General features: G+C 45.2%; 20 protein-coding genes and 1 pseudogene. 16 read left to right on the top strand and 5 right to left on the bottom strand.

From position 1 onward, the window contains the following. The 3 genes and pseudogenes from B0I27_RS17580 to B0I27_RS16855 form a co-directional block, all read left to right on the top strand. Positions 1-290, top strand: a pseudogene (locus B0I27_RS17580) (hypothetical protein); the annotation flags it as partial. Between the two features lie 174 nt (positions 291-464). Continuing rightward, complete coding sequence (locus B0I27_RS16860; protein ID WP_106295535.1) at positions 465-1,352, top strand: tetratricopeptide repeat protein; 888 nt, start codon at positions 465-467, stop codon at positions 1,350-1,352. Further along, positions 1,352-2,524 (top strand): hypothetical protein, encoded by a 1,173-nt coding sequence (locus B0I27_RS16855; RefSeq protein ID WP_106295533.1) that lies wholly within the window; start codon positions 1,352-1,354, stop codon positions 2,522-2,524. Before B0I27_RS16860 ends, B0I27_RS16855 begins: the two co-directional genes overlap by 1 nt. A gap of 115 nt (positions 2,525-2,639) precedes the next feature. On the opposite strand, the gene B0I27_RS16850 is transcribed toward B0I27_RS16855, so the two are convergent. Together B0I27_RS16850 and B0I27_RS16845 are read right to left on the bottom strand one after the other, a co-directional pair. Continuing rightward, entirely contained in the window at positions 2,640-3,383 is a 744-nt protein-coding gene (locus B0I27_RS16850; RefSeq protein ID WP_106295531.1) for a 3-keto-disaccharide hydrolase, read from the bottom strand. Between the two features lie 39 nt (positions 3,384-3,422). Next, entirely contained in the window at positions 3,423-4,850 is a 1,428-nt protein-coding gene (locus B0I27_RS16845; protein WP_106295529.1) for a Gfo/Idh/MocA family oxidoreductase, read from the bottom strand. Between the two features lie 502 nt (positions 4,851-5,352). Between B0I27_RS16845 and B0I27_RS16840 the strand changes: the two genes are divergently transcribed. The 6 genes from B0I27_RS16840 (at position 5,353) to B0I27_RS16815 (ending at position 15,425) form a co-directional block, all read left to right on the top strand. Then, positions 5,353-7,392, top strand: a complete 2,040-nt coding sequence (locus B0I27_RS16840) for a glycoside hydrolase family 3 protein (protein WP_106295527.1) — start codon at positions 5,353-5,355, stop codon at positions 7,390-7,392. A 194-nt stretch (positions 7,393-7,586) separates the two neighbouring features. After that, complete coding sequence (locus tag B0I27_RS16835) at positions 7,587-8,180, top strand: RNA polymerase sigma factor (RefSeq protein WP_106295525.1); 594 nt, start codon at positions 7,587-7,589, stop codon at positions 8,178-8,180. A 70-nt stretch (positions 8,181-8,250) separates the two neighbouring features. Further along, positions 8,251-9,267, top strand: coding sequence for a FecR family protein (locus B0I27_RS16830; protein WP_106295523.1), 1,017 nt, complete (start codon positions 8,251-8,253; stop codon positions 9,265-9,267). A 191-nt stretch (positions 9,268-9,458) separates the two neighbouring features. Further along, positions 9,459-12,746, top strand: coding sequence for a SusC/RagA family TonB-linked outer membrane protein (locus B0I27_RS16825; protein WP_106295521.1), 3,288 nt, complete (start codon positions 9,459-9,461; stop codon positions 12,744-12,746). 14 nt (positions 12,747-12,760) lie between these two features. Continuing rightward, positions 12,761-14,383, top strand: a complete 1,623-nt coding sequence (locus B0I27_RS16820; protein WP_106295519.1) for a RagB/SusD family nutrient uptake outer membrane protein — start codon at positions 12,761-12,763, stop codon at positions 14,381-14,383. A gap of 58 nt (positions 14,384-14,441) precedes the next feature. Next, positions 14,442-15,425 carry an alpha/beta hydrolase gene (locus B0I27_RS16815; RefSeq protein WP_106295517.1) on the top strand — a complete coding sequence of 328 codons (984 nt, stop codon included), beginning with the start codon at positions 14,442-14,444 and terminating at the stop codon, positions 15,423-15,425. A 13-nt stretch (positions 15,426-15,438) separates the two neighbouring features. Here B0I27_RS16815 and B0I27_RS16810 read toward each other — a convergent pair whose 3' ends face one another. Then, positions 15,439-16,032: an HPP family protein gene (locus tag B0I27_RS16810; RefSeq protein WP_106295515.1), complete on the bottom strand. Its 594-nt coding sequence runs from the start codon at positions 16,030-16,032 to the stop codon at positions 15,439-15,441. Between the two features lie 88 nt (positions 16,033-16,120). Here B0I27_RS16810 and B0I27_RS16805 point away from each other — a divergent pair, with 88 nt between their 5' ends. Continuing rightward, a complete protein-coding gene (locus B0I27_RS16805) occupies positions 16,121-16,999 on the top strand; it encodes a 3-keto-disaccharide hydrolase (protein ID WP_106295547.1) in 879 nt (292 codons plus the stop codon). Here B0I27_RS16805 and B0I27_RS16800 read toward each other — a convergent pair. Then, positions 16,987-17,727 (bottom strand): YqjF family protein, encoded by a 741-nt coding sequence (locus B0I27_RS16800; protein WP_106295513.1) that lies wholly within the window; start codon positions 17,725-17,727, stop codon positions 16,987-16,989. The genes B0I27_RS16805 and B0I27_RS16800 overlap by 13 nt on opposite strands. 138 nt (positions 17,728-17,865) lie before the next feature. Between B0I27_RS16800 and B0I27_RS16795 the strand changes: the two genes are divergently transcribed. The 4 genes from B0I27_RS16795 to B0I27_RS17575 all read left to right on the top strand — a co-directional run bounded on the left by B0I27_RS16795 (position 17,866) and on the right by B0I27_RS17575 (position 18,924). Continuing rightward, positions 17,866-18,153: a hypothetical protein gene (locus B0I27_RS16795; RefSeq protein WP_106295511.1), complete on the top strand. Its 288-nt coding sequence runs from the start codon at positions 17,866-17,868 to the stop codon at positions 18,151-18,153. 40 nt (positions 18,154-18,193) lie between these two features. Then, the gene (locus B0I27_RS16790) at positions 18,194-18,379 is read left to right on the top strand and encodes a DUF3606 domain-containing protein (RefSeq protein ID WP_106295509.1); all 186 of its coding nucleotides are present in this window, start codon (positions 18,194-18,196) and stop codon (positions 18,377-18,379) included. A gap of 115 nt (positions 18,380-18,494) precedes the next feature. Then, the gene (locus B0I27_RS16785) at positions 18,495-18,698 is read left to right on the top strand and encodes a hypothetical protein (protein WP_106295507.1); all 204 of its coding nucleotides are present in this window, start codon (positions 18,495-18,497) and stop codon (positions 18,696-18,698) included. Positions 18,699-18,762: 64 nt separating this feature from the next. Then, a complete protein-coding gene (locus B0I27_RS17575; protein WP_181276818.1) occupies positions 18,763-18,924 on the top strand; it encodes a hypothetical protein in 162 nt (53 codons plus the stop codon). Positions 18,925-18,983: 59 nt separating this feature from the next. Here B0I27_RS17575 and B0I27_RS16775 read toward each other — a convergent pair whose 3' ends face one another. Further along, a complete protein-coding gene (locus B0I27_RS16775) occupies positions 18,984-19,946 on the bottom strand; it encodes a TIGR03885 family FMN-dependent LLM class oxidoreductase (RefSeq protein ID WP_106295545.1) in 963 nt (320 codons plus the stop codon). A 146-nt stretch (positions 19,947-20,092) separates the two neighbouring features. On the opposite strand from B0I27_RS16775, the gene ligD reads away from it, so the two are divergent. Together ligD and B0I27_RS16765 are read left to right on the top strand one after the other, a co-directional pair. Beyond that, the gene (gene ligD / locus B0I27_RS16770) at positions 20,093-22,819 is read left to right on the top strand and encodes a DNA ligase D (protein ID WP_106295503.1); all 2,727 of its coding nucleotides are present in this window, start codon (positions 20,093-20,095) and stop codon (positions 22,817-22,819) included. Beyond that, complete coding sequence (locus B0I27_RS16765; protein ID WP_106295501.1) at positions 22,819-23,589, top strand: DUF72 domain-containing protein; 771 nt, start codon at positions 22,819-22,821, stop codon at positions 23,587-23,589. Before ligD ends, B0I27_RS16765 begins: the two co-directional genes overlap by 1 nt. Positions 23,590-23,645: the final 56 nt, after the last annotated feature.

The raw sequence follows: 23,645 nt of genomic DNA, 5'->3' as shown, positions 1-23,645 counted from the left end.
ACAGCACGGCTTTCAGTCCCGCAGCCCTGGTTGCGGCCTGGCAGGAACCGGGACTTATTCCGCTTGGACAAACTACGAGAGGCCTTGTAGAAGAGCGGCCGGGCCGGGAATTTGTAGACTATGCAGGAAACTGGCTGCTGGCCGGCCTTCAGCAGCGTATTGAGCAGAAGGCCAGAGCAGGAACGGCGGCACAACTAGCCGAGCAGCTGCGGAAGAGCCGGCCAGAACGGCGACAGCCTGTTGAGGATGATCATCCGAAAATTGTTAGAGGTAAGCGGGTTGAGTTTTAGTCTGGTAAGACTTCCTGGTATGTGCTATCAAAATATTGTAATTTATGCATATGCCTTTGTCTAAACAAATTTGATTATTTTGCATACATACCAAGTTTACCTGGTTATAACAAAGCAAGACAAAATATACCAAGTGGCGCCCTGTAGCTGGGGTTCCTCTAAAAACCTAACCTTATGATTTACCTTGTTAAGAACTTCTACTGGATTGTGATCCTTATTCTGTTACCTCTACGTACGATTTCACAAGTGAATGACAATGCAGAGTTGAAAAAGATGCATGATGAAGACCAAAACGCGAGAAGAGTTTCAAAGATTGATTGGACTCAGCTTGATAGTGTGGATAGCCTGCACAGAAGCCGGGTTTATGAACTAATCAACCAAGGAGCAATATTAACCCGAAAGGACTATTACCATTCCGCTATGATATTTCAGCATGGAAAAGATTCTGTCGCTTACGGGATGGCCGTTAAGCACATGAGAAAAGCTATAGAACTGGATTCTACGATAAGTAAATGGCTCTTAGCTGCAGCGATTGATCGGGAACTCATGAGTAGAAATAAGCCGCAGATTTACGGAACTCAATATGTCAAAAGAAGTCTGGAGGGTAAATGGGAAAATTGGGAAATGGATACGACCAAGGTGACTGATGAGGAAAGGCGATATTACCAGGTTCCTACTTTATCTGAACAGAAAGAACTATTAAGGAACTGGAATTTGCCCACTGTCGCGGAGTATCATCGAAAATCTGCAAATATTGATGAAACAGTAAGTTTAATCAAAATTGAAAAAACGAAGGGCAAAAAATCTGCATATAACGTCTCCGAATCGAGCATTAACGACTTCGGCTATGAGCTGATGAGCTCGGGTAAATTAGCCGATGCCTTAAAGGTTTTTCTAGCCAATACGGAGCTTTATCCTGCGGGGTTCAACACATGGGACAGCCTCGGAGAGTGCTTGTTAAAATTGGATAGGAAAGAGGAAGGCTTAGCTGCTTACCGGAAGTCAGTAAGTTTGTCTCCCGGCAACAAGAATGCGGTAAAAGTCTTAGCCGAACACCAGTAATGAAAAAAATTACTATTCTTGTTATTTTCCTAAACGCAACCGCTGTGTTGGGCCAGAAGAAGTCTGAAGTCTACAAATTTTCAGAAGACATCATGACTGAAATCGAGCAGGACACTCAGACGTGGAAGTATCTTCCTGGAGCTGAGAAGCTATCCTTTAGTGGTCACTATATGGATATTGTGAAAACATACGACATGGTACAAGTCGTAGACAAGTGGCGACCTAAAGAGGACAGCCTGTTTTTTACAAAGAGCAAAAAGACCGATGCCGGCGAATATATTATAGGCAAATCAAAAGAGGCCCGAATAACCATAGTCAATGAGGCTCATCATTTACCCCAACACCGAACGTTTGCTAAATCGTTACTGAAAGGTCTCTATAAGAACGGGTATAGATATTTAGGGCTTGAAACGTTAATGGATACGCTAATAAATACACGGAAGTACCCTACAACTGAAAGCGGATACTATCTCGTAGAGCCGGAATTTGGCAGCTTAGTAGTTGAGGCTATCGAAATCGGGTTTAAATTGTTTACGTATGAAGCTTCTGAAGACAAACATGGAAAAGATCGCGAAATCGCACAGGCGGAAAATATCGCGAGATTCATCAGAAAGAATCCGAATGGGAAGGTATTGATTTACTGTGGCTACGCTCATGCTTATGAGAACGCTTATAAGCCATGGGAAAAGGCGATGGCTGGAAGGATAAAGGATATGCTTGGAACTGATCCGTTAACGATTGACCAAACGATGTTTTTAGAAAAGTTTGATGACTCCAGTAACCACCCATTCTTCCGAATTAACCATTCGAAAGTCCCTATAGTCATGGTCTCCGGAGAGGGTCGCGTTTACAATGGAAACGTAGGATCTGAGCAAACGGATATTGTCGTCATTCATCCGAAGGTTAAGTTCAATGCAGGAAGACCGGATTGGTTTGTTAAAAGCAAGCGTAAGTATACCATTCCATCTTCAAAACTTGGCACACATCAGACCACCTTGGTCCTTGCGTATCGAAATAATGAGTTTGAAGACAATGGCGTTCCGGCTGATATTCTGGAAATATCAGAGAAATCCCAATGGAAGAATCTTTATTTACAACCTGGTAATTATGAAATTGTGATAAAGGACCAAAGCTATAAAGTCGTCAACCGGTATAATATCAATATAAGGTAGATAGCCAGTAATTGGGTGGATGGAGCAATCCGATTGCCTAGTCTTTGTAAACTGAAAATACAAACGGGCCTTCGCGATAGCAAAGACCCGTTATCTGCTAAAACGTAGCAGTTATCTATTTCTTTAGTTCTTTAATCTTTATGTTCTTAAAGAACACTTCATCGCCGTGATCCTGCAACAGAATATTTCCTTCTGCAGCGTTTCCGAAGTTAGGCCATGTTCTGTATTTGCTATAGGCTACCAGCGCGTTCCATATTTGGGTATTGCGCTCGTATTCAACTAGTTTAGCGCCGTTTAGCCAATGCTCCACCTTATTGCCATTAACGATGATCATCGCTGTGTTGAAGTCGTCTTTCTTAAAACCTGCTTTCGCTTCTTTTTTAGCAGTAATCAAATCATACAAAGAGCCCAACGTTCTGTTTCCGGCAACTCCGTTCTTGGCATCCGGATGATTCTCATCGTCTAAAATCTGGAATTCACAACCAATGGCTGATCCTTCGCCTTTATTTAAATCAGAATCCACGAAATACTTAATACCGCTGTTAGCTCCTTTGGTTATCTTAAAATCTACTTTTAAGATGAAATTTTTGTACTTATTAACGCTTACAATGTCTCCGCCATTGGATGATTCGCCGCCTCCGCTTTTGTGCACCTTCAACGTTCCGTCTACTACGCTCCAGCCTTTTGCAGGGAAAGTATTCATTCTTGCTCCTCGCCAGCCATCGGTGGTCTTGCCGTCCCATAATAATTTCCAACCTTCTTTAATTTCAGTTTTGGTTAAAGCATTTGCGGGTGCATTTTGCGCATAAATGTCCATGGTTACTACCAGGGCAAATGCGATAAAAAATAATCTCTTCATTACTATCAGTTAATTGTGTGTTATTTGAAGTGTGTATGGTTATATCTTGTAAAACTCTTCCCAGCCCTTGCGTGGAGGTAAACCTGTCAGCATCGCGTCAGCAAACTTATTGTTAGTGATCGTTTTGGTTTCCCTGTCGAATTTTAACGGGCTATTCAGTCTTTGGGCCATTACTCCTAATGAAAATACCTGACTCATAGGTCCGAAAACTTCAAATGGTGACCTGGTTTTTTCCTTACCCATACAAGCCAGTAAGAAATTGGCAAAATGGTTTGAAGTACTTGCTGGAACTGTTGGCAGTTTCGAAGCCATATCTTTTGCTTTCTGCTCGGGAATGATCGAGAGCGTACTGCCATGGGTTCCGCCTTTAAAAATTAAGTCATCACTGTAGATTATTTTTCCAGGATTAAGATTTGAAGACTGAAGTTTGCCTCCTGCTACTGTCGGGATATTAGGATCAAGCTCAGACACACCATATCCTTCAGGTAAAGGAGGCTGGTTGTTTACTCCATCATACCACATGATATCCATGGCCGGCATTTTACGCCTTTTCGGGAACCGGAACTGAAGCGTGGAAGACATCGGGAAGAAGTAGTCATTATGACCTTCTAGTTTTATGGGGTTTACTTCATAAGGCAATCCCAAATCGAGAAACTCATGTGCTGTATCAATGATGTGTGCACCCCAGTCTCCCAAAGCTCCCATTCCAAAGTCGTACCAGCACCTCCAGTCTCCATAATGATATTTCTCATTGTATTCGTGATAGGGAGCGGACGTAAGCCAGGTATCCCAGTCTAAACCCTGAGGGATAGGCTGCGCAGCCGGCATTTTCGATATTTTTGGATCCCAGCCATGCCATCTTCTTGGTGAATTCATATGGGCAACCATCTTCGTTACATCCTTGATTATTCCCGCATCTTTCCACGCTTTGAATTGAAAATAATTGGCTTCTGAGTGGCCTTGATTTCCGACTTGTGTAACTACTTTAGGATACTTTCTTGCCGCCTGCATCATCAGCTCCGCTTCATGAAAAGTACGGGCCATTGGTTTCTCTACGTAGATATGCTTACCCAGCTTTATAGCCATCATGCTTATCGCAAAATGAGAATGATCCGGTGTGCCAATGCTGACAGCCTCAATCTCATTGCCCATCTTATCAAACATCTCCCTAAAGTCTTTGAAGCGCTTTGCATTAGGGTATTTGTTCATCACCTCCAAGGTGTGTTTGGCACCCATATCCACATCACATATCGCGACGATGTTTGCGAGTCCAGTTTTGTCCAGATCCATAGCGATGCTGCCACCCCGGTTGCCTATCCCGATACAGGCGAGGTTGACTTTTCCGTTGGCTCCCATAATTCTGTTGTAGCTCGCGGCGCCAAATGCATCCAGTCCAACGACTTGACTGAGGCCAACTCCGGCTGCGGCAAGTCCGGCTTGTCTTATAAAACTTCTTCGTGTTACCATTTAAATAATTGGTTTGGTTATAATATTAGGTTGTAAAATGGCTTGACAAGGGCTATAACATACAAACGATGTACAATTGTATTACCTTATTTTGCTGATGCTAAGCTAATATTTCTGAACAAATGTGATGAGTACATTTGTTCAGAATTTGCCCATCTTTGTTCACAGCTGGTTTGACAAAGCTACAGCGGCTTTTATTCGTCGAGATATTAACCGGAACGTGCCGGTTTAGGTACTTGTTTAATTAACAGGAGATTGGGGAGGGAAGAGCCGGCTAACTGCGACTTAACATAGGTTTTATCCAGACAAAATCGTTCGAACACAGGAAATCTCGGGAGAGAACCCTTACCATTCTACAGGTGCTGGGATATGGTTTTTGTGAGAAATATATAATTACGTCGTATTCGTATTTAAACGCTTTTCTTTCGCTAAATTTATCTGAGATGGATTATCAGTTTTAGCAGATACACAATTAGGACCGCTCTCTTCAAAATGTGACTATATGAAAATCAGAACATTGCCATCAGTTTTTTGCCTCTCAGCGCTCCTAGCTGCCGGCTGTACCAGCGGATCAAAGGAAACAAGCGAAGAACAGCCAATCATCGGCACCAGGACAGTCAAGATTCTTGAACAGGATGGTTCGAAATTTAGAGATCTGAATAAGAACGGTAAGCTCGACCCTTATGAGGACTGGCGACTCAGTCCGGTCGAAAGAAGCCGGGATTTATTGAGTCAGATGACATTGGAGGAGAAAGCGGGAATGATGCTTATCGCCGATATGCGGATGTTTAATGAGATTTTTATGCTCGACAGGACGGCGGTACAAAAGCCTATTACCAGCGCGTTCAATGAGGAGGATGTTGTGGCAGATAAAAATCAGTTTACAGGTGAGCTTCTTCCTCATCCTCTCATGAGTGCTGTGGGGACAACCAAGGGCGTTCTGCAGAACAAGATGAGGCATTTTATTTGGCGAACTACCACAGCACCTGCCGATACGATGGCCCGTTGGGCGAATAAGGTGCAGGCTATTGCGGAGGGCGACCGGCTCGGTATTCCGGTGATCTTTGCATCCAATCCGAGGAACCATATTTCGGCAGGAGGGATGGGGGCTACAGCCTCTGCATCCGTAGGGTTTTCAAAATGGCCTTCGGAAATCGGCCTGGCTGCCATGCGTGACAGTGCGGCGGTCTATAAATTCGCCAGTATGGCGCGGCAAGAATGGCTTGCCGTTGGACTGCGAAAAGGATATATGTATATGGCTGATCTGGCGACCGAGCCGCGCTGGCAGCGTATTGAAGGAAGTTTGGGAGAGGACCGTGCGCTGGCTGCACAGAGTATTTCGGCCATCGTTTATGGCTTCCAGGGCGATTCGCTAAATAGTGAGTCGGTGGCTATGACCACAAAACATTTTCCGGGCGGGGGCGCGACTTTCAAGGGATTTGATCCGCACTACAACTACGGGAGAGATGCAGTGTTTCCAGGCGGTCGTTTTGAAGCCAGTCTGCTTCCTTTTAAGGCAGCTATCGAGGCCGGAACGTCGTCGATAATGCCTTATTATTCTCTGCCGAAGGGTACAGAATATGAAGAGGTAGCTTACGCTTACAATAAGGGTATATTGCGCGACTTACTTCGCGGGAAGCTGGGGTTTAAGGGCATCATCAATTCTGATACCGGCCCGATAGAGTCTATGCCATGGGGAGTGGAGGATCTTTCCGTTCAGGAGCGTTATGTTAAAGCGCTGGAGGCAGGGACTAATATGTTTGCAGGCAACGCAGACCCTTCGCAGCTTATCGCTACTTTTAAAGCACATCCTGAAGTAATGAAGTTGGTGGATGAATCGGTTGAATTACTGCTTATTGAGCTGTTTAAACTCGGGCTTTTTGAAAATCCTTATGTGGGGGAGGATCAGGCAAGTGACGTTGTTGGTAGAGCAGATTTTGTTAGCGCCGGAAAGGAAGCGCAGCGCAAATCAATTGTTCTGCTCCGCAATGAGCAAAAGAAGCTTCCTTTAAGAAATACGAAAATCTACTTTGAAGACTATCACAAGAATTACCAAAAGCCTGCACCCGGTCCGGGTCAAGTATTGACACAGGACTACGAGGGACTCACTTTCGTAAAGACTCCCGAAGAAGCAGATGTAATATTGCTCTGGTTGAAGCCGCTTATGCGCCCGCTTTTCCCGGCCGATCACTCACCACTACGGGTGAATCTTTCTGCGTGTGCCGTAGATGTAGACTATGTGAATGCTTTAACGGCGAAGAAGCCGACCATACTGGTTATTAATTACTCCAGTCCGTTTGTTATAGATGAGGTTTATAATACGGAAACGAAGAGTCGTTTCATCGCTATACTTTCAACCTTTGGTGTGGAGGCAAATGCTTTGCTTGATGTGGTTACCGGGAAGTTCAATCCGACTGCTAAAATGCCTTTTACCACGCCCATTAGCCAACAAGCAGTCGAAAGCAATAAAGAAGATGTTCCAGGATATGATGAAGGACCGGCTTATGCGCTGTTTAAATTTGGAGAGGGTCTGAGCTACTGATTATAATCGCATTTTGATTAAGCGGTATACGATTGGAGGATGAAAATGTGCTTTTATGTAAAGTGCTTTGGTCTTGTCGTGGCAAGCCCGTATATTCACTTAAACAATCAACTAGAGCCTGCCAGAAAAAAATCAACTTTCCATGCAGAATTTTACCAGTATCTGCTTTTTTTGATTGACTTAGCTAACCGAACATGCATTTTCAAGACGACCATACGTTGCTATCAAGAATCAGGGAGGGGGACGAAAATGCCTTTTCCTTATTTTATGAGCAACATTGGGCGATTATACATCGCTTCGTAAAGAAGTATGTGAAGTGCCAGGATCTGAGCAATGATGTTACTCAAGATATCTTTGTTCGCTTCTGGGAGGGAAGGGATGATCTTCCTGAGATCTCATCTTTAAAATCTTACTTGTTTGTCGTCGCCAGGAACGCAGCCTTCAATGTACTTAAGAAGGCCTCTGTCCAGGAGAATTTGAAAGAAAAGATCGTGCTGGCCGCAGTAGCCAGCCGCAATACCATCGAGGATGATATGCTCTCCCTGGAGTATCTGGATCATCTGAAAAAAGTCGTTGAAACATTGCCTGCCCAAACTCAAAAGGTATTCAGTCTTTGCAGGGAAGAAGAAAAGAGCTATCAGGAAGTATCGCAAATGCTGGGCATTTCAAAGGATGCGGTAAAAAAGCATATGGTGAGGTCGATGAAACTTTTGCGCGTGTCTATTCAGAATGCTTTACACGTGCTTTTAGCGCTGATTATTGTTCTTGCGATAGGCTTGTACAAATAAATAAAATAAAAATCAGTTAAGGGGTACCCTCCAGCACATAATCCCGTGTCTTTATTATTGAAGACCGGATATGAACCAAAATCAATTTTATAAAGAGCTTCTTGAACGCTACAAAAACAACAAGGCTTCTGTTGAGGAGATTGAGGTTTTATTCCACCTGATTAAGACGGGTGAGATCGAACAATCTCTTTATGAATCGATCAACGCTGATCCCTTTTTATATGAGGTTCCGGCGAATGCTAAAGCGGTGCTACCGGAGAAGGAGTTTTTAGTACGTTCTGTCGTACCGATTAGAAAGTCAGGGTCGGGTATGTGGAAAGCAGCCGCTGCGATTTTGCTTTTCATTAGCGTGTCTCTTATGTTTTACAGCAAAAAAGCTGAAATACGTGATGTCGTTGATCCTGTGCGTTTAGTTCGCGTTGAAGTGCCGTTGGGAAGAGTTCGCAAGCTTCAGCTCTCTGATGGTACGGAGGTCTGGCTAAATGCGGGTAGCATCCTGACGTACCCGGAAAAGTTTAATAGGGAAAAGCGGGTTCTGACACTTGAAGGTGAAGCATTCTTTAAAGTTTTTCATAATGCGGAGAAACCATTTATCATTCGCTCGGGCAAGTTGAATACGGTCGTGCTGGGTACTTCTTTTAATGTAAAAACCTATGAAGACAGTCCTGCGCAGATTTCGGTTCGGTCGGGAAAAGTCTCGGTAGAAGAAAGTGCAGGGGATGTGATTAAAGATGGGATAGCTAAGGCACAGCGTACCGTTATTCTGACCAAAGATCAGCAGGCGACTTACACAGGAACCCAGGGATTTACTGTTCGCGGAAATGTTCCTGCCGGAGAGTATATGGGATGGCAGGAGGGGGAGCTGGTTTTTACCGGAAAAACACTGCTGGAGATGAAGCCGATACTGGAACGCTGGTATGGCGTGAAGCTTCTGATGGACAGCAAAAAGCTTGCGAACTGCAGAATGGTGGGATCATATCGTCAGGAAAGTTTAAAAAACGTTCTGGAGGCTATGCGTTTTGCGCTGAACATCACCTACAAGATCGAAGGGAACAAAGTCACGATCCGGGGTGGTTCGTGTAAATGAGCTTTGAAGAAAGACTAACTAATTATAACGGCTTAACCAATTAATCTAACATGCGAAATTACTACACCTGATTATTATGCACGATTCTGGCTTTCAGAAAGCTGGAAGAGAGCGCCCGCAAACACTTTGGTCGGTCGTTGCAGGCGCTTTGGAGTTCGACGAAATATTCTTTCATTAAACATTTCTAATTTATGAAAAATTTAAAGCATACGTTATTTCTTATGTCATTGAATACCGTGCTGTCTATTTTCTTCGTCTGTCTGTCATCCTTCATGCTCGTGGCGAAGGAAGGCAAGTCACAAAATACTAACGAAGTCAGTATAAAGGTTTCCCGTGCCGGGTCGAACCTGAAGAGTGTGTTTGCAACCATCGAAAAGCAAACGCAGTTCCGATTTTTTTACGATAAGGGCATCGTCGATAATGACACCAGAGTAAAGGTGAGCGGCGACCTGATGTCTGTAGCGGAAGTTCTGGAGTCGCTGAGTCGGCAAACCGGACTGGTATTCAAACAGATAAATACTACCATATCTGTTAAAAGGGCTGCAAATGTTCCTGTAAACACTGTCAATAACGAGCAGATGCAAGTAATAGTAAGCGGACAGGTGACGGATGAAAGAGGCAATACCTTGCCAGGAGTAAGCATCAAGATCAAGGGCGCGGAGGGTGGCACCAGCACAGATCCAACCGGACGATACCGGATATCGGTTGCGGGACCCGAGAGCGTGCTTGCTTTTAGTTTTATAGGCTTCGTGACTGAAGAGCGGGCCGTAGGCAGCTCGGGCGTATTGAATGTAAGCCTTAGAGAACAGCTCACCAATCTGAACGAAGTGGTGGTGATTGGATACGGAACGCAGAAGAAGGCGGACGTGACCAGTGCCGTGACCAGCGTTAAGGCCGAAAACTTTGTAAGGGGTGCAGTTAAGGATGCGGGTCAGCTGTTGCAGGGAAAGGTTGCGGGCTTGGCAATTGCTACGCCAAGCGGTGATCCTACCGCTTCTACACAGATTCTTTTGCGCGGTACGGCTACATTGGGGACGAGTGTTCAGCCTCTTATTCTTGTAGATGGAATTCCGGGAGATCTGAACACGGTTGCTCCGGAAGATATTGAGAGTATGGATGTTTTAAAAGATGGATCTGCCGCCGCTATATACGGAACCAGAGGTACCAATGGGGTTATTTTGATAACAACAAAAAAACCAAGCGGAACCATTGAGCCTACTATCGATTATAACGGATACCTTAGCACTCAGGAGTTTGCGAATCTCCCTAAGATGCTTAGTGCTTCGGAATATAAAGAGAGGCTCCCGCTCCAGGATCTGGGTAGTAACACCGACTGGGTGAAAGAAGTGAGCAGGGGTACGCCGCTTAGCAACGGTCATAATATCTCTTTAAGAGGGGGAAGCTCGAAGACTAACTACGTGGGGACACTAGGTTATCGCTATTTTGAAGGTGTTTTTCTAAAATCAGACAATCGCACGATTAACGGGAGAATAGATGTAAACCATAACATGTTCGACAACAAGCTGAAGTTAAACTTCAACGTTCTGAACACGGATAACAAATATAATAGTCTCGGCAGCGGCAGCAGCTTTAATAACACTGTCTGGAGGCAGGTACTCGGCAGAAATCCCACCGCCCCGATAAGAAATGAAGATGGTACCTGGCAGGAGCAGACAGCTATAGCCGGATATGAAAATCCGCTTGCTTTATTGAATGAATCCTACGGAGAAAACCAGTCGCAGACCACCCGTCTTAGCGGAAGTATCGGCTGGACACCTATCGACGGACTACAGCTGAAAGCTTTGGTATCAAGGAGTAAGCTGAACAGCGAGTTTGGTTATGCCGAAACCAAGCAGCACATATCAACTGTTCGCGATGGGCGGCAGGGCTTTGCTTCAAAAAGTAGCGGACAAAGCATCGATAATCTTTTTGAATTCACTACTCAGTACAGCAAGTCAGTTGACGGCCACAATTTTTCAGCTTTAGGCGGGTATAGCTATCAGCACAATACCAGTCAGAATACCGGAATGCAGAACCTGGATTTCCCAGCAGGAAACTTTTCGTATATCGACAACATCGGTCAGGGTACAGCTCTTCGTAATGGGCTATCATCACTCTACAGTGGTAAATTTGCCTCTAACCTGATCGGCTTTTTCGGAAGACTAACCTATAACTATCAAGAGAAGTATTTGCTGACAGCCAACTTGCGTCATGAGGCATCCTCCCGTTTTGTAGGCACTAAAGATCCCTGGGGTACTTTTCCGGCTGTTTCCGCAGGATGGAGAATTAGTAAAGAACCTTTTTTGAGCAATGTTAGTTTCCTTGACGACCTTAAATTACGTGCAGGATACGGTGTAACCGGTACTGCACCTGATGATCTCTTTTTGGGAGTAAGTCAGCTTGGCTACACTGACCCTATAACAGGGCGGGCAATCACTTATCTGATTAATGGGGAGTGGATTTCCGGTCTGAGTCCGATCAGTAATCCCAATCCCTATTTAAAATGGGAGGTGAAGAAAGAAACAAACGTAGGTTTGGACTTCACGATCCTGAAAGGAAGAATCGGTGGATCGGTGGATTACTATTATCGCCGTACAAACGGTCTGTTGTATGATTATCCGGTTCCTTCGCCTCCTAATTTGTACAGCTTTACGAAGGCTAACGTGGGGGTAATGCAGAATTCCGGAATTGAGGCCTTACTGAACTTCCAGCCGGTGCAGAAAAAGAAGTTCTCGTGGTTCTCGAGCATTAACTTCTCCACCAACCGGAATAAACTGGTGTCGCTTTCTAATGATTTGTATCAGACCACGAATAACTTCATTAATGTAGGATTCACCGGATCGCCTGTACAAACATATACCCACCGGGTCGAAGTAGGAAAGGAAATCGGGAATTTTTATGGATATAAGATTGTTGACATCAATGAAGATGGCAGTTGGGTGTATGAGAATAAAGACGGCAACCTTTCAAACGTAAAAGAGGAAGCAGATAAAAAAGTTCTGGGCAATGGCTTGCCCAAGTTTTATGCCGGCTGGAATAATAATTTCACTTACGGAAATTTCGATCTGGGGATCACCATGAGGGGGGCTTTCGACTACCAGATCTTAAACTTTCAGCGGATGTACTCTGAAGTTCCTGGCTTCTCGCTGTACAATCAGCTAAGTTCCGCTTATGATGAGGTCTTCGGGAAAGCTGTTCTGAATAAAAATATTCTTCCTGAGTATAATAGCTACTACATCGAAAACGGTGATTTCTGGAAGATTGACAATATCACGCTTGGTTATAAGTTGAAGCTACCTTCACAGCACTTCAAATCCGCCAGGATCTACGTGTCTACCCTGAACACCCTTACCATTACCGGTTATAAGGGCATGGATCCTGAAGTTAACCGTTTAGGACTATTCCCTGGTAACGACGACAGGGACAAATATCCTACAACAAGGGTTTACACGCTGGGTCTAAGTCTTTCTATTAACTAATCAACACCGAGATCATGAATACGACAAGAAAATATATCTCCATATTGGCTTCAGGATTAGTATTCCTGAGCATGCAGGCATGTACTAAATTAGAAGATGAGAGTTTTACAGATATTATTGCATCGAGCTACGTTCCCGGCAGGGATGATATCGGCTCGCTGGTAGCTCCTGCTTATGCAAACTGGCGGGACGTCCTGATGTCTAACGCCACCGGTTACTACATCACTCAGGAGATTGCTGCTGATCAGCTAGCTGTTCCTGCAAAGCCTTATGGTTTCGTTGACGGGGGACTGCATCGCAGGATGCATGAACATAAGTGGACACCGGAACAGGCGCATTGTCAGGATCTGTGGACCAAAACCTATGCGGGGGTAACGAACTGTAACCGGGTGATCTACCAGATCGAGTCAGGCGCTATCCCGACTGAGGAGGCCACTAAAGCGAGTATTTTGGCGGAGCTAAAAGTGCTTAGAGCATCTTACTACTTTGTGCTTTGTGATAATTTCGGAAACGTACCTATTGTTGATCGCTTTGACGTGCCGGAAGGATTTCTTCCTGACCAGAATACGAGGAAGGAAGTCTATGATTTCATTGTGAGTGAGATAACATCATCCATCCCGGCTTTGTCTGAAAATAGCGATGTCAGCACTTATGCGCGCTTCAATAATAAATGGTCTGCCAATGCGCTGTTGGCTAAGGTCTATTTAAATGCCCAGGTTTACAGCGGTCAGGCCGAATGGGTGAAATGTATTCAGGCCTGTGATGCTGTGATCAGCTCCGGTAAGTTTTCACTGGAAGCCGTGCAGAAGGATGTCTTTAAGGCGCAGAATCAGAACTCCAAGGAAATCGTCTGGGCTGTGCCACACGATGAGGTTTATGCCGGTGGTTTTTACCTTGCTGCCTGGACGATGTCTCCTCAGAACCAGTTTACCTACGGTGCTAAATCCGGAGGATATGGGGGACTGAATGCCATTCCGCAGTTTATTGACACCTTTCATCCTGAAGATAAAAGGCTTACGGATGGTTGGATGATGGGGCAGCAATATGCTGCAAATGGAGAACCGTTGAAATGCGCCTATGGAGTGCTTATCGGCCAGCCGCTGGTTTATGTAAACGAATGTCCGGGTATCGACTCAACGCAGGAGATCCACAGTTACAGGATCAACAAGTTTGAAATAGCCCAAAATTCATCACCGAACAATATGGATAACGATTTTCCTTTTCTTCGTTATGCAGACATCCTGATGATGAAGGCAGAATGTTTGCTTCGAACAGGTGACGCTAACGGAGCGGCTGCGCTTGTTACGCAGGTGCGTCAGCGAAGCTTTCCCGGTAATGCTGCGCTAGCTACAGTGACGGGGACACAACTTCAAGGCAATACTTCGTATAAATATGGTCTGAAGAATCATTTTACGACGACTACAGAGCCGGTTAATGACATTGCATACGGGCGCTTTCTGGATGAGTTAGGCTGGGAGTTTGCGGCGGAAGCCCACAGAAGACAGGACATGATTCGCTTTGGGGTGTTCACAAAGAAATCCTGGTTATCCCATTCGCCGAATGGAGACAACCGGAGCGTATTTCCGATTCCTCTACAGGAACTGAATAAGAACCCTAAGCTTAAGCAAAATCCGTAACTAGTTAAATGATGTGCCGGCGCTTTATTATATTGCGCCGGACTCCTAAACAATTATTATGAAATTTTATTCTGTTTTAATATTTAGCCTGCTCTATATACCTTTCTCTATAGCGCAAAGCACCAAAGGACTTACTGGTCAACCTGACACCTCGTATTCGACTGCCTCTGCTTTTAGAAGCACTTCCAAACAGCATCCAAATATTAAGATAGTAGGGGAAAAGAAATTTTCTTCAGTCAAAGAGAGTCGCGGTCTCACATATTGTAATCCTGGAACCAGAGATCTTAAAATTGACGTTTTCCAGCCGAAAGCGAGAAAGTCTGGGGGGTATCCCGCAGTGCTGATCGTTCATGGTGGCGGCTGGCGTTCGGGCAACAGAACTCAGCATATTCCGATGGCGCAGCATCTGGCAGCGGCGGGGTTCGCCAGCTTCACTGTTGAGTACCGTTTATCAACGGAAGCGCTGTATCCGGCCGCCGTTCACGACGTTAAGGCTGCGCTGCGCTGGATGCGTGCAAATGCGCGAAAGTTTAATATCGACAGTACCAAGATCGCCATCTTAGGTTTTTCTGCCGGAGGAGAGCTTGCGGCATTTGTAGGCACAACCAGTGGCATATCGAGATTTGAGGGGGCAGCATGTAACACAGGGCACTCTTCAGACGTTCAGGCGATTGTAGATATAGATGGTACACTTTCCTTTGTTCATCCTGAGTCGGGCGAGGGAGATGACCGGAAGTCCACGTCGGCGGCGAGTTACTGGTTTGGGTACAGTAAGGCAGAGAACCCTGACTTATGGCGGGACGCTTCACCTTTAACGCATGCAGCAAACATTAAGGCACCGGTTCTCTTTCTCAATAGTTCTGTAGACCGGATGCATGCCGGCAGGGATGATTTCAGGAAGGTGCTGGATGAAAAGGGGATTTATTCCGAAGTCTTTACTTTTGAAGGGTCGCCACATTCGTTTTGCTTGTTCGAGCCCTGGTTCAAGCCAACAGTGGATCATGTAGCCAGATTCCTGAACGGGGTTTTTAGTAAGAAATAGAGAAAAAAGGCAGTTATTGAAACTGCCTTTTTTTGTATCGTCGCCACACCTGGTACCATTTTTTGTTGTTGGGATAGCTCCTGTGGGAGGTCATGTTGTTGAAAAGCAACGCAACAAGAAGGAGAACCAGAACACCGGAAAGGATGGGGTTCAGAACATACCAGTAGCCCAGGGATGTTATTTTTTCAGATCCTATATTGGCGATGAGAGCCGTAGCACCCCCGGGTGGGTGAAGTGTCTTGGATATCTGCATCAGAACTATGGACAGCGATACCGATAATGCTGATGCAAGCCAGATATCATGTGGAAAGAGTTTATGAACACTAACTCCTACTATAGCACATAGCACGTGTCCGCCTATCAGGTTCCTGGGTTGAGCCAGGGGACTGTTGATAATGCCGAACACGAGAACGGCCGACGCTCCGAACGAACCTACCAGAAAAAGGTGATCGGTTGGACTGAAGGCCTTATCGTGAAGAAGTCCGATTAAGCCGATTCCCGCAAAGGAACCGATGAAAGTCCAGAAATGCTCTTTGTAGTTGACAAGGGTTTCTTTATAGAATATATATCGTGCTCTTCTTACGTGCTTTCTGATGTGTTTTTTCATTAAGGGGGTATTGTATGTTGATACTGTAAAATTGCTTCTTTTCTTTCAGAAATCGGGGGTGATATTTTATATTTACATAAAACCGATTATGAAATATTACCTAAGCTTTATTGCCCTTGCAGCTGCTATCTTGACATTAAGTGCTTTTCAGCCGCGGGACGAATGGCGTTCTCTCTTTGACGGATCTCTGAAGGGATGGGACACGTACCTGAGCTACCGGCATACAACAGCTTATAATGGTAAAGTTCCAATGGACGCTTCGGGCAAGCCTTTGCCTCCGATAGGATACGGCAAGAATGAAGCAAACGTTTTTTCTGTCGTTCATCAGGACGGGGTGCCGGTACTAAGGATCAGTGGAGAGATTTATGGTTGTGTATTTACGAAACAGGATTTCAAGAACTATCATTTGAAGCTAAAGGTTAAGTGGGGGACTAAAAAATGGGAACCCAGATTGAATGAACCGATGGACTCGGGGATCCTTTATCACTCTCAGGGGGACTGCGGTGTAGACTACTTCAGATCCTGGATGCTGTCGCAGGAGTTTCAGGTAATAGAACGCAGCCATGGCGATTATTGGTGTATTGCCAATTCGCAGATCAGCATCAGGGCCGCGAAACCAGATGGTAAAGATACGCTCGTTTATAATCGCAACGCACCAGAGGTAAGGATGGGGTCCGTTAAGGATGGGAACAATAATTTTTGTCAGGCTGGTGCTAACTATGAGCGGCCAATGGACGAGTGGAATGATCTTGAACTTATCTGTTTTGAAGACAAGAGCCTTCATATTGTGAACGGGCAAGTGGTGATGGCGCTTTCGAAGTCTTCCTATCGCGACGGCGATCTCAGTAAGCCGCTTGTTAGCGGTAAAATCCAACTGCAGAGTGAAGCGGCGGAGGTTTTTTACAAGGATATCCTGATAAAAGATATAGATAGGATTCCGGCTGCATATGCATCTTATTTTAAATAATGGTTATGCATCCTGTTCCATAACAGCACCTGCATATTGTCTGCGTAGTGCGCTAGTTGCACATCCTTATATGACAGCTCAAGCCCCTTGAAGTTATATTGAAGGCTTCCATCCATAGTCATGGGCTTGAGTTGCCATTCTTTATGTTGGATAGGATAGCTGTAAATCCCGTCCCTCAACTGCTGATAGGCTATGAAGCGTTCAGTCAACCACACATCCAGGGGGCTTTTGGTGTGCGTGATTGCGGAAGTCGTAATATCCAGGTTCATACTACATCCCTCAGCTTTCTGGGAGATTATCTTGAGTTGGGCAGACCTTTCATATCGGTAAATGTCAGCATGGCGGTAAGGTAAGCCGTATGCTCTTCCAAGAAATGAAGGCAGGCTTTTCGAAGCGTTGATATCGAGAAACGTAATCCCTGGACGGTCGTTTCTTGCAAAACGCACGTAGGTACGAAGATTGATCTCATGAAAGTTCGACAGGTATGGTAGAGGAGGGGCGATCCTGGGGTGAGCGTTTCTGACTGTAAATGCCAATACGGAGATCCATGCTTGTCCGTTGTAAAGATCCGGGACTGTGCCTTTCGGGATTAAGGGTATTACTATATCTGTGTAGACCGGAATGTGCAGAAAAACAACTCCGTACCACTCCTGATACATAAGCCATGGCGTGTGTGGTTTGGGAAATTGACGGTGATTAGGCGCTCCAAGTATCTGTTTATGCGTCATATGTTTCTTTTAATGAATGCACTAAGTATAATACCGCATTTGCCGATTTGTTTTCAGGTCGTCGTCGCCAGACTAACCAAAATCAAGATTGCTAAAACCCTAATAATTTGGCATTGTTTAAAATGGAAATATTTATCTATGGAAAGATTTGTGATAAACTACCCTTTAAATGGGACGGAAGAAAAGCTCTTTGTTGAGCAGATGGATCATGATAACCATCGTTTTTCACTTGAGCGTGAAAAAGAAGACCGCAAGCTTTACGACAATAACCCTATTATAATCGAGAAGTCGCAGTCTGGAACCTGGGTGTTGTCTACGGAAAACGGATGGTCGATAGATGAGTCTCAGGTAAACGAAATTGGCCGGCTTATTGAAAATCATAAGCAAGGCGATGCTGGTTTTGAGACTGGCGTAAATGCTACCTGATAACTAAAGCAACGACATTATTCAAATTAAACCAACCTATATGAGCGACAACAAAAATATCAAAGACGGAAGAGACACGAGCAAAGTATCCGGAGAAGAGAGTTACGAATTATCTTACCTTGAAGAAAAGTTTGGAGTAAGCAGGGAAACAGTTCGGGAAGCGATTAAGCAGGCAGGTAACAACCGCGAAGCGGTCGAAGCCTATCTTCAGAAGGAAAAAGGCTGAAAAGCTTCACATCTACTAACATCTATCTGAGCTATCTACCTATGAAATTACGCATGAACCTTATCCTGCTAATTGCAGGAGCCTGTTAACCGGGGCTTGTAGTAGTACGTCGACAATGATCAGCAGTTCCTGGCGCAAACCGGATGCTACCGCTTCAGGCTTTAAAACATTATTTATTGCGGCAATGACCAGTAATATTCCAGCAAAGCAGGCTGTTGAAACGGGATTGCAGAACAAGCTTCAAGAGAAGGGCCTGACAGTCGTCAAAAGTATGGACTTCTTTCCGCCAACATTTAGTAATCAGACGGGTGCGCAGTGAGAGCTGGTCTTGGCACCCTTATTTGTATAATCCTGGGTACTACGATAAAACCGATGTTTATTATTTGGAAACTAACTTGTATAATGCCAAAACGGAGGAATTGATATGGGCTGCTCAATCAGAAACCTACGACCCTTCAAGTATTACTGATTTCCTGAAGGGATATGTCAAATCCAACTATGAACGGATGCAGAAGGACGGGCTTATTGGGGAAAATGCCCAGTAGTGAGGCAATTAAGTATGTAAAAATAAAACCCATTACTATCTAGTTCATGGGTTTTATTTTTATCGGGCAAATGCAGGCAAGACATGTTTACCGAAGTCTTGTATAAATGCTTGCTGTTCCCGGTTTACATTATGCAATATGATTCTTTGAAAACCTAGTGAGCTGTACTGCTTAATCCAATCAATATGTTTTTCAGGACTGGAGGAAATATTTACTTTATCAAAAAGCTGCTCGGGTTGCACCATCTCAGCTGCCGCATCGAATTCCTCTACTGACCGCAGGTTTGCAAGCACGCTTCCCTGGAAGATGTTTGTCCGCCACTGATCATAAGCACCGTAAAGGGCCTCTTCATCCGTTTCCGCGTAGGAAAGCTGAACTTTTAAGTACATCGGTTTATTATGTCCACCATTTTCCTGGAAAGCCCTCACTACTTGTTCAAGTTCCTCGAACGGTTTGGAGACAGTAATAAGCCCTTCGGCCCAACTTCCGACCCATCCTGCAGTTTCTGCAGTCACAGCTGCTCCTAGTATCAGAGGTTGCGTTTCCGGTAAAGTGTATAGACGCGCATTTTCCACCGTTACCAGACCCTGATGAAATACGGTTTCACCTCGAAGAAGTGACTGAATAATCAGTGCGCTTTCCAGCAAACGCGCATTTCTATCGGATTTAGATGGCCATTTCTCGCCGGTAATGATTTCGTTGATTGCTTCTCCACTTCCAAGTGATAATGAGAAGCGTCCCGGAAACATTTCTGCAAGTGTGGCTGTCGCCTGAGCAACAATAGCAGGATGATAACGCTGCCCTGGAGCGCATACAACGCTAAATGGCAGTGAAGTCACCTGCATAGCTGCTCCCAGCCACGCAAAGGCGAAGCCGCTTTCGCCTTGACGCTCGCTCCATGGAAAAAAATGGTCTGAAGAGTTTACCGCTTTAAATCCAGCTTGCTCAGCGAGCTGCACATAGCGGAGGAGTTCCCCGGGCTTAAATTGTTCGTGCGACGCATGATATCCGATCTCTGCCATGGTTCTGTTTTCGGAATTAACAACAGGATGTTTTGTTGGTTTACGATTTTCCAGTGAAATATTAGCAGCAGAATGATTATGCGCTTTTGGGAACCCGCACAAACTATTGTGAGGGTGATCTTGTTAGAATTGCAGAATCAATTGTTATGAGCCTGGAAAAATATGTTGAGAAGCGGGACTTTGCCAAGACGGCCGAACCTAAGGCCGGCAAGAGTAAAGACAGAAGCAAATTACGCTTTGTGATACAAAAGCATGATGCTTCACGCCTTCATTATGACTTCCGTTTAGAAATGGAAGGAGTGCTGAAGAGTTGGGCGGTGCCAAAAGGTCCGTCTACAGATCCTAAGATAAAACGTCTGGCAATGATGGTGGAGGACCATCCGTACGACTACCGTAGTTTTGAGGGCATTATTCCAAAGGGTGAGTATGGAGGCGGAACCGTGATTGTGTGGGATGAGGGAACCTATGAGCCGCTTGAAAAGATTTCCGGTAAAAAAGCACAGGAGAAGCACTTGCTGCAGCAGCTAAAGGAGGGTTCCTTAAAAGTCAAGTTGCATGGTGAGAAGCTTGAAGGTGAGTTTGCTCTGGTCAAAACCCATGGCATGGGAGATAACGCCTGGCTGCTAATCAAGCATAATGATGATTTCGCATCGAAGAAGGATATCACGAAGCTGGATAAATCTGTCTTATCTGGTAAGACGATTGAATCTATGTCTGAGACAAGTGTTAAGGTTTGGAAGAACGGTCAGGAGGAGAAACTCTCAAAGCCGAAAACCAGGAAAAAGAAAGAGGCAGCACAACCCGCGGATGAGGTAGCTGCTCCGGAAGACACTGATCTGAATACGGAGGATATTGATGTTCAGAAGATCCTGAAAAAGCTTCCGGCAAGCGATATGCCTACCAATATCAAGCCTATGCTTGCATCGCTGGTAGACGAACCTTTCGATGCACCGGGATGGCAGTATGAGGTGAAATGGGATGGCTATCGTGCCCTCGCATTTGTTAACGAAGGGCAGGTAGAGCTTCAGTCGCGTAATAACAAATCGTTCAGCGACCGTTTTTATCCTATATATGATATAATGAAAGGTTGGAAGATCAACGCGGTGCTGGACGGTGAAATTCTCGTTTTGAACGAAAAAGGCGTATCTAACTTTGGCGACCTTCAAAACTGGCGCAGCGAGGCAGATGGCGATCTTGCGTTTTATGTATTCGATTTGCTCTGGTATGACGGAAAGGACCTGAGGGGGCTGCCATTGAACCAGCGGCAGGCGATTCTCGCGGAGGTTATGCCAACGGACGACGACCGTGTGCGGCTGAGTAAGGTATTCAGTGCGAATGGCCTGGACTTTTTCGCAGCTGCAGAGAGGATGGGTCTTGAGGGGATCATAGCTAAAAAATCGGACAGCACCTATATGACCGACGTGCGTTCAAAAGAATGGCTCAAGGTAAAAGTGCATAAGCGGCAGGAGGTGATCATTGCTGGCTTTACAAAAAATGAAGGAACATCGAAGCAGTTTTCTTCGCTTCTCCTTGGGGTATATGAGGATGGAGCACTTCAATATGTCGGCAAAGTTGGCACAGGATTTTCAGACAAGCTGCAGAAGGAAATGATGGCACAGATGACGCCGCTGATAACAAATGACTCGCCGTTTAGCGAACTGCCGGATGTTAACAAGCCTTCGCGCTTCCGCCCGAACCCGCCGAAAGCAAAAGCGACATGGCTGAAACCGGAGTTGGTTTGCGAGGTGGCATTTAGTGAAGTGACCACCGACGGTGTTTTCAGGCATCCGTCCTTTCAGGGTATGAGAGAAGACAAGAAAGCTAAAGAGGTGGTAAGGGAAACCACTATTCATACGCCGGAGATTGTAGAAGAGGTGGATAAAAAAGCGAAAGAGCCGGAAGGATTCAAAGCTCTCAAGCCACCAAAAGAGAAAGAACGAAAGACGCTGTTAAATCCTAAAGATGAGACCCAAGTTAGGAAGATCTGCGGGCACGACCTTAAATTCACCAACCTAAGCAAGGTCTACTGGCCAGAGGATAACGTTACCAAGCGTGACATGTTTAACTACTACTACCAGGTAGCTGAATTTATCCTCCCATACTTGAAAGACCGTCCGATGTCTTTAAATCGTTTTCCCGGAGGCATTCATGCTTCCAGCTTTTATCAGAAAGATGTTAAGGGGAAAGCTCCTGAATGGGCGAAAACTTTTCCGTATACGACTAGCGATGGTGAGGATAAAGAGTATCTTGTTGGGACGGATGAAGCTAGTTTACTCTGGATGGCGACACTCGGCTGTATCGAGATGAACCCCTGGTTCAGCCGGGTACAGTCTCCGGATAATCCTGACTATTGTGTGGTAGACCTTGATCCGGATAAGAATACCTTCGATCAGGTGATAGAAGCGGCACTTGAAGTGAAAAAGGTACTTGACGCAATTGGCGTGCCTTCCAGCTGCAAGACATCCGGATCCACCGGTATGCATATTTACATTCCCCTCGGATCCAAGTATACCTATGATCAATCTCAGATGTTTGCCAGGCTGCTGGTGAATATTGTTCATAAACATATTCCGGACTTTACAAGCCTGGAGCGCATGGTCGCTAACAGGAAAGGAAAGATGTACCTTGATTTTCTGCAAAACCGTCCCGGAGCTACTATTGCCGGACCATATTCGTTAAGGCCGAAGGTTGGTGCAACTGTTTCGATGCCGCTGCATTGGGATGAAGTTAAACCAGGTTTGAAGATGAGGGATTTTACCATATTTAATACGGTGGAACGTCTGAAAGTTGAAGGTGATCTGTTCAAGGGAGCACTTGGCAAGGGAATTGATCTGGAGAAGACCTTGAAGAAAATGAAAAGTATTTTTGGTTAATGGGAGAAGGCGCTTTATCACATACAAGGGGTCGGTTCTATTCGGGAACCAGTAATGTCGTTCTGCCGGTACCTAACAAACAGCACTTTCCACCGGAATACCAGGATAAGAGCAGGCTATGCTATTACGGATCACTTTTCGATAGCGTAGAGATAAATAGTTCTTTTTATAAGCTTCCTATGCCTGTGACAGTAAGTAAATGGGTGGAGATGGTGCCTCAGAGCTTTCGGTTTACATTTAAGCTCTGGAGGGAGATAACACATAATAGGGGCCTGGTTTTCGAACCGGAGGATGTGTTTCGATTTTTTAGGGTGGTTGATAAAGCGGCCGAAAAGCGGGGGTGTGTGCTTGTTCAGTTTCCGCCAAGTGTCAGTGTTGATCACATCAGGCAATTGCAGGCTCTTCTCATTAATCTCAGAGACGCTACATCAACACTTCCCTGGCGTATTGCGGTTGAGTTCAGACACGCTTCTTGGTATAAAGAGGATGTTTACGATCTGCTTTACGAGTTGGGTGCCACTATGGTGATGCATGATATGTACAGTTCTGCTACACCGTTTCGGGAGCCGGAGCAAGACTTTGTCTACTTACGCTTTCATGGTCCTGAAAAGGGGTACAGGGGAAGTTATGCGGAGGGATTTCTTGATGAATATGCCTCCTATATTAATGATTGGTTAGACGAAGGAAAGGATGTGTTCGCGTACTTTAATAATACAATGGGTGACGCTGTGAATAACCTCAGCAGTTTAAACGGGCGAATTGTGAAGTAAAGTTGTATACCTTGGGAAATATTGAAAGCACTGTTTGGCATGTCCTTTGAATGGAT

Origin of the sequence: Arcticibacter pallidicorallinus, assembly GCF_003002875.1 — a bacterium.
GTDB classification, from domain to species: Bacteria; Bacteroidota; Bacteroidia; order Sphingobacteriales; family Sphingobacteriaceae; genus Arcticibacter; species Arcticibacter pallidicorallinus.
Note: the sequence above shows the minus strand (reverse complement) of the source record. Positions and strands in the feature narration are given on the sequence as shown.

Excerpts from the sequence above, each read along its gene's own strand:
- B0I27_RS16860 (WP_106295535.1), top strand. The coding sequence starts at position 465 with ATGATTTACCTTGTTAAGAACTTCTACTGGATTGTGATCCTTATTCTG.
- B0I27_RS16855 (WP_106295533.1), top strand. The coding sequence starts at position 1,352 with ATGAAAAAAATTACTATTCTTGTTATTTTCCTAAACGCAACCGCTGTG.
- B0I27_RS16850 (WP_106295531.1), bottom strand. The coding sequence starts at position 3,383 with ATGAAGAGATTATTTTTTATCGCATTTGCCCTGGTAGTAACCATGGAC.
- B0I27_RS16845 (WP_106295529.1), bottom strand. The coding sequence starts at position 4,850 with ATGGTAACACGAAGAAGTTTTATAAGACAAGCCGGACTTGCCGCAGCC.
- B0I27_RS16840 (WP_106295527.1), top strand. The coding sequence starts at position 5,353 with ATGAAAATCAGAACATTGCCATCAGTTTTTTGCCTCTCAGCGCTCCTA.
- B0I27_RS16835 (WP_106295525.1), top strand. The coding sequence starts at position 7,587 with ATGCATTTTCAAGACGACCATACGTTGCTATCAAGAATCAGGGAGGGG.
- B0I27_RS16830 (WP_106295523.1), top strand. The coding sequence starts at position 8,251 with ATGAACCAAAATCAATTTTATAAAGAGCTTCTTGAACGCTACAAAAAC.
- B0I27_RS16825 (WP_106295521.1), top strand. The coding sequence starts at position 9,459 with ATGAAAAATTTAAAGCATACGTTATTTCTTATGTCATTGAATACCGTG.
- B0I27_RS16820 (WP_106295519.1), top strand. The coding sequence starts at position 12,761 with ATGAATACGACAAGAAAATATATCTCCATATTGGCTTCAGGATTAGTA.
- B0I27_RS16815 (WP_106295517.1), top strand. The coding sequence starts at position 14,442 with ATGAAATTTTATTCTGTTTTAATATTTAGCCTGCTCTATATACCTTTC.
- B0I27_RS16810 (WP_106295515.1), bottom strand. The coding sequence starts at position 16,032 with ATGAAAAAACACATCAGAAAGCACGTAAGAAGAGCACGATATATATTC.
- B0I27_RS16805 (WP_106295547.1), top strand. The coding sequence starts at position 16,121 with ATGAAATATTACCTAAGCTTTATTGCCCTTGCAGCTGCTATCTTGACA.
- B0I27_RS16800 (WP_106295513.1), bottom strand. The coding sequence starts at position 17,727 with ATGACGCATAAACAGATACTTGGAGCGCCTAATCACCGTCAATTTCCC.
- B0I27_RS16795 (WP_106295511.1), top strand. The coding sequence starts at position 17,866 with ATGGAAAGATTTGTGATAAACTACCCTTTAAATGGGACGGAAGAAAAG.
- B0I27_RS16790 (WP_106295509.1), top strand. The coding sequence starts at position 18,194 with ATGAGCGACAACAAAAATATCAAAGACGGAAGAGACACGAGCAAAGTA.
- B0I27_RS16785 (WP_106295507.1), top strand. The coding sequence starts at position 18,495 with ATGATCAGCAGTTCCTGGCGCAAACCGGATGCTACCGCTTCAGGCTTT.
- B0I27_RS16775 (WP_106295545.1), bottom strand. The coding sequence starts at position 19,946 with ATGGCAGAGATCGGATATCATGCGTCGCACGAACAATTTAAGCCCGGG.
- ligD (WP_106295503.1), top strand. The coding sequence starts at position 20,093 with ATGAGCCTGGAAAAATATGTTGAGAAGCGGGACTTTGCCAAGACGGCC.
- B0I27_RS16765 (WP_106295501.1), top strand. The coding sequence starts at position 22,819 with ATGGGAGAAGGCGCTTTATCACATACAAGGGGTCGGTTCTATTCGGGA.